2 tRNA genes and 1 rRNA gene (2 of these 3 running past the window's edge) are annotated in these 1588 nt (G+C 46.5%); all 3 read left to right on the top strand.

From position 1 onward, the window contains the following. Positions 1-69, top strand: a tRNA-Ala gene (locus tag DW862_RS25735); it begins 63 nt to the left of the window's first position. Positions 70-84: 15 nt separating this feature from the next. Continuing rightward, positions 85-158 (top strand) — tRNA-Ala (locus tag DW862_RS00010). Positions 159-318: 160 nt separating this feature from the next. Further along, positions 319-1588 (top strand): 23S ribosomal RNA (locus tag DW862_RS26115) (it continues 1717 nt past the right edge of the window).

Below are 1588 nucleotides of genomic sequence, written 5' to 3'. Positions count from 1 at the left end.
GGGACTACTTCGAGAATGTTGATGATTGTGTGGTAGTTGTAAGTTTCACTCTCAACTCTCCATTCTCCACTCTCAACTTATTCCGGGGGATTAGCTCAGCTGGCTAGAGCATCTGCCTTGCACGCAGAGGGTCAACGGTTCGAATCCGTTATTCTCCACGATCTCTGAAAAGAGAAACGATCTTTGACATGATGTACAAAAAGTAAAATTAAAAGTAAGAGCTAAAAGTATATATCAAACCGTACGTGTTCGAATATGCAATATTGACAGCCGGAAGCAATTCCCAAGTCAATACCAGTATGAGAATAAAACGTTTGAAAGAAAGTAAGCAAGGGCGCATGGCGGATGCCTTGGCTCTCGGAGGCGATGAAGGACGTGATAAGCTGCGATAAGCTTCGGGTAGGTGCAAATAACCTTTGATCCGAAGATTTCCGAATGGGACAACCCGTCATTCTGAAGGAATGACATCTTGCATAGCAAGAGGCTAACGCAGGGAACTGAAACATCTTAGTACCTGCAGGAAAAGAAAATAATAATGATTCCCCAAGTAGTGGCGAGCGAACGGGGATTAGCCCAAACCAATGTTGTTACGGCAATATTGGGGTTGTAGGACCACGATGTCGCAAGAACTTTAGTGAGAAGAATTCTTTGGAAAATGAAACCATAGACGGTGATAGTCCGGTATTCGAAGCTAAACGAAGCGTAGTGGTATCCTGAGTAGCGCGGGACACGAGGAATCTTGCGTGAATCTGCCGGGACCATCCGGTAAGGCTAAATACTCCCGAGAGACCGATAGCGAACCAGTACTGTGAAGGAAAGGTGAAAAGCACTTCGAATAGAAGAGTGAAATAGTCCCTGAAACCGTGCGCCTACAAGCGGTCGGAGCAGCGTAAGTTGTGACGGCGTGCCTTTTGCATAATGAACCTACGAGTTACTTTTTCCGGCAAGGTTAAGCATTTTAAAATGTGTAGCCGAAGCGAAAGCGAGTCTGAACAGGGCGATTAGTCGGAAGGAGTAGACGCGAAACCAAGTGATCTACCCTTGGTCAGGTTGAAGGTTAGGTAACACTAACTGGAGGACCGAACCGATAAGCGTTGAAAAGCTTCCGGATGAACTGAGGGTGGGGGTGAAAGGCTAATCAAACTTGGAGATAGCTCGTACTCCCCGAAATGCATTTAGGTGCAGCCTTGGGAATTACTACTGTGAGGTAGAGCGACTGATAAGATGCGAGGGCTTCACCGCCTATCAAGTCTTGATAAACTCCGAATGCGCAGTAGTTCGATCCCAGGAGTGAGGGCATGGGTGCTAAGGTCCATGTCCTAAAGGAGAAGAATCCGGACCATCAGCTAAGGTCCCGAAATAATTGCTAAGTTGAACTAACGAAGTCAGATTGCTAAGACAGCTAGGATGTTGGCTTGGAAGCAGCCATTCATTTAAAGAGTGCGTAACAGCTCACTAGTCGAGGAGTTTGGCGTGGATAATAATCGGGCATTAAGCAATTTACCGAAGCTATGGGATGTTAACTAAACACTAACATCGGTAGGGGAGCATTCCACTCTGCGTCGAAGGTGAAGCGTGAGCTTTGCTG

The organism is Bacteroides sp. AM37-9 (assembly GCF_003603455.1).
GTDB classification, from domain to species: Bacteria; Bacteroidota; Bacteroidia; order Bacteroidales; family Bacteroidaceae; genus Bacteroides; species Bacteroides xylanisolvens.
The sequence above is the reverse complement of the archived record's forward strand: the minus strand, read 5'-3'. Positions and strand labels throughout refer to the sequence as shown.